Source organism: Nonomuraea mesophila, from assembly GCF_004352805.1.
In the GTDB taxonomy this organism is placed as follows: domain Bacteria; phylum Actinomycetota; class Actinomycetes; order Streptosporangiales; family Streptosporangiaceae; genus Nonomuraea; species Nonomuraea longispora.
The window spans coordinates 1-3,631 of sequence record NZ_SMLD01000332.1; the positions used below are offsets into that span (position 1 = coordinate 1).

At 70.9% G+C, this 3,631-nt stretch carries 4 protein-coding genes; 1 reads left to right on the plus strand and 3 read right to left on the minus strand.

All coding sequences use genetic code 11. The features are described 5' to 3' along the window. The 3 genes from E1295_RS47560 to cofD form a co-directional block, all read right to left on the minus strand. Positions 1-648: lytic polysaccharide monooxygenase auxiliary activity family 9 protein (locus E1295_RS47560; RefSeq protein ID WP_132641915.1), on the minus strand; the 648-nt coding region annotated here is incomplete at its 3' end. A gap of 93 nt (positions 649-741) precedes the next feature. After that, complete coding sequence (locus tag E1295_RS47565; protein WP_166427790.1) at positions 742-2,091, minus strand: coenzyme F420-0:L-glutamate ligase; 1,350 nt, start codon at positions 2,089-2,091, stop codon at positions 742-744. Further along, entirely contained in the window at positions 2,088-3,026 is a 939-nt protein-coding gene (cofD, locus tag E1295_RS47570; RefSeq protein ID WP_132641917.1) for a 2-phospho-L-lactate transferase, read from the minus strand. The genes E1295_RS47565 and cofD overlap by 4 nt, the downstream gene beginning before the upstream one ends. A gap of 181 nt (positions 3,027-3,207) precedes the next feature. On the opposite strand from cofD, the gene E1295_RS47575 reads away from it, so the two are divergent. Continuing rightward, on the plus strand, positions 3,208-3,631 hold a 424-nt coding region (locus E1295_RS47575), incomplete at its 3' end, for a hypothetical protein (RefSeq protein ID WP_132641919.1).

Sequence of the window (3,631 nt, forward strand, 5' to 3'; positions counted from 1 at the left end):
ACTTCGTTCGCGTCGGGACCGAGCACCAGGGCGGTCCTGTCCTGCAGGCCGGCATCGTCTCCGAAAGCGAGCCGGCGGGTGAGCACGGTGGTCGTGGCGATCGAGGTGGCGGCGCGTACGCCGGCCGGGGTCGTTCCCGCCGCCGATGTTCACGTCGATGCAGGAGTAGAAGGCGTTGGTCGTGTCGGCGATGTTCCAGATCGCCAGGATCTTCTGACGTCCGGAGAACCGGGAGAGGTCGACCGGGTGGGACACGGTGGGCGGGGGCTGCCTGCCGCCGCCGTCGAAGACGGCCACCCGCGTGCCGCCGATGTAGTACTCGAAGTCACGGGTGGCGTGCTGGACGGTGAACGTCCAGGTGAAGGTGGCCGTGCCGCCCACCGAGGCGACGGGCCACGGCTTGCTCTCGTCGCTGAGCTGGGCGAACTGCGGGAGGTTGGCGTGGCAGCTGCGCAGGCCCTTCGGCCCTTCCACCGACTGCGGCTCATAGATGATGGGGCCGCAGTCGGGCACCTTGCCCTGGGCGCAGTTGGCCTGGCGGCTGGGCGGTGAGTTGACGTAGCCGTGGGCGAACGCCGGCGCGGTGTTGAACACCGTGGTGGCCAGACCGACCACCACCGCGGCGAACAAGGTGAGGATCCTTCTCATCCGTCGGCTCCTTGTAAATGGGGGGTAGAGCCGAATGTAAAGGAAAGTTTCCTAACGGTAAATGCCCTTCTTGACCGGAGTTCTGTCACCCGGTCAACGGGTGACGATGAAATCGTCGGGGTCGCGCGGCGCCCGCTCGCGCGGAGGCGCGGCCGCGTGCCCGACCGCCACGCAGCCCATCGGGTCCCACGACCCGGGCAGGCCGAGCACCTCGCGTACGACGGGCCGGCAGAACATCGTGGACGACACCCACGCCGAGCCCAGCCCCTCGACGGCGAGCTGGATGAGGAGGTTCTCCACCCCGGCGCCCGCCGCCACGACGAACATCTCCCGCTCGGAGGCGTTGCGCCGCTCGTCGCGGTAGGTGTGGGAACCCTCCATCACCAGGCACGGAACCACCAGGTAGGGCGCGTTGCGCAGCACGTCGCCGCGCCTGACCCGCTTGGCGATCGACTCCTCGGTGAACCCGTCGCCGCGCAGGTCGGCGATCCACGCCTCGCGCATCGCGTCGAGCAGCTTCGTCCTCGTCTCGGGCGACTCGACCAGTACGAACCGCCACGGGGTCGTGTGATGCGGCGCCGGCGCGGCGATGCCCGCCGCCACCGCCCTGCGCACGGCCGCCGGATCGACCGGCCGGTCGGCGAACTCCCTGATCGTCCTGCGGGCGAACACGACGTCGCGCGAGCCGTACCGGAACAGGTCTTCGTCGGCCGGGCGGACCAGCGGCCTGACACCCGGCCCGTCGTCGTCGGTGACCAGGTGGGACAGCCCGCGCACGATCGCCACGGGAACTCCGTCGAGCTTGCCCTTGACCAGCTCGGCCGCGCTCGCGATCTCGTCGGCGAGCGCGGTGACCGTCGCGCTGAGCTCGTTGCCGTAGCCGTCGGACGTGCCGCGGAAGTCGTCGAGCGGCCGCACTCCCGCCGCCCCGACGGCCACGTCGGTGAGGCCGTTGCGCCACGGCCGGCCGAACGTGTCGGAGACGATCACCCCGGCGCGCACGCTCAGACCGGCCCTGATGCGCCTGGCCGAGGCGTCGGGATCGAGGGGCAGGAGCAGCACGGTGCCGGGCTCGGTGTTGGAGGCGTCGACGCCGGCGGCGGCCATGACGAAACCCTGGCGGGTCTGGGAGATCATGGTGTCGCCGCGCCGGGCGACCACGCGCTCGGTCTCGTCCTCGATGGCCTGCGTACGGTCGGGCGCCCGCCGCACCCGGCCCTCCGCCTTGCTCACGATCTTCGAGGTGACGACCACGATGTCGCCGTCACGCAGCCCGGCGTCCTTGAGCAGGACCGCCACGTCGTCGCCCGGCCGCACCTCGCCGATGCCCGTGACGGCGAGCACCTCGACCCGCCGCGCGGCGGCCCCGGCGGGGACGGGAGCGGTCGTACGTGGGGAGGCGGCCGTGGGCTCGGCGGGGACGGGGTGCTGGGAGTCGGTCATCGGGCGAGCTCCAGGGCGAGGTCGAGTGCGGTGCGGGCGATACCGGTGGCGGCGTCGCGGTCGTGCATGAGGATCGGCCTGGCGACCACCCTGACGTCGTCGAGGGCCACCGCGTGGTCCTCCTCCGCCACCAGCCAGCCGTCGATCAGCTCGGAACCGTACAGCTCCAGGACGGCCTGCGCGGTCGTCTCCACTCCGATGGCCGTCAGGCAGGCGTCGGCCATGCCCCTGACCGGCGCGCCGCCGATGATCGGCGAGACGCCGACCACGGTCTTGGGCAGCAGGGCCTCGCGAATGCCAGGGACCTGCAAGATCGTGCCGATGCTCACCACCGGGTTGGACGGCGGCAGGATGACCACGTCGGCCTGCTCGACGGCCTCCAGCACGCCGGGCGCGGGCTTGGCGGTGTCGGCCCCTACCAGCGCGAACGACTGGGCGGGCACCGAGGCGCGCAGGCGTACCCACCACTCCTGGAAGTGCACGGCGCGTTTGCCTCGCTCGTCCTCGATCACGACGTGGGTCTCGCAGCGGTCGTCGGTCATCGGCAGCAGCCGCACGCCGGGCTGCCAGCGCGTGCACAGCGCCTGCGTGATCTGCGAGAGCGGATAGCCCGCCTCCAGCATCTGCGAGCGCACGATGTGGGTGGCGAAGTCGCGGTCGCCCAGCCCGAACCACTGCGGCTCGACGCCGTAGGCGGCCAGCTCCTCCTTGACGACGTGGCTCTCCTTGGCCCGGCCCCAGCCCTGCTCCTCATCGATGCCGCCGCCCAGTGTGTACATCACGGTGTCGAGGTCGGGACAGACCCGCAGGCCGAACAGGGTGATGTCGTCACCCGTGTTGCCGATGACGGTGATCGAGGCGTCGGGCTCGGTCGCGCGCAGGCCGCGCAGGAAACGGGCGCCGCCGATGCCGCCGGCGAGGGACACGATGTGCATGCGGCCCAGTCTTCCATCGCGCTCCGGCAGGGCTGTCCCTGGACCGGTTTTCGCGCCGCTGAAGCACCTGTACGTGCGGATATTTGTCGAATTGGGATGGAAGAGGTTGCTGGGACTCCCGCGAGCCTCGTCGCTGATGTGGCACACTCCCTTCGGGCTAAAGGGTCCGATGGGGGTAGTTGTGAGCAAATTTGACGTAGCCCGGCTGAAGGAGCCGGCCGCCTGGGCGATGGTCGTCCTGGGGCTGATGTACGTGCTCGTGAGGATCGGGCGCGTGCTCGTCGGCGCCCCTGAGACGACCATCATGGAACGCGCGTCGTGGAACACCCTCGACATGACGAGCCCGTACGTGGTGGCGCTCTTCGTGGGGTCCGTGCTCCTCCTCACCAAGGTCGGCGAGCCCTCGCCCAAGGCCAAGCCCGTCGCGTACGCCGCGGTGGCCGGGCTGGCGATGGCCGCGGTGGGCGGCATGCTCTCGCTGGTGCTCGGCGTGTTCACCGGCGACGGCGCCCGCTCCGCGGTGGAGCTCGTACTGCTGGGCACGCCCGCGCTCGCGCTGACCGCCATCGCCCTCGTCTACCTGCTGCCGCAGGTCGTCCCCGACC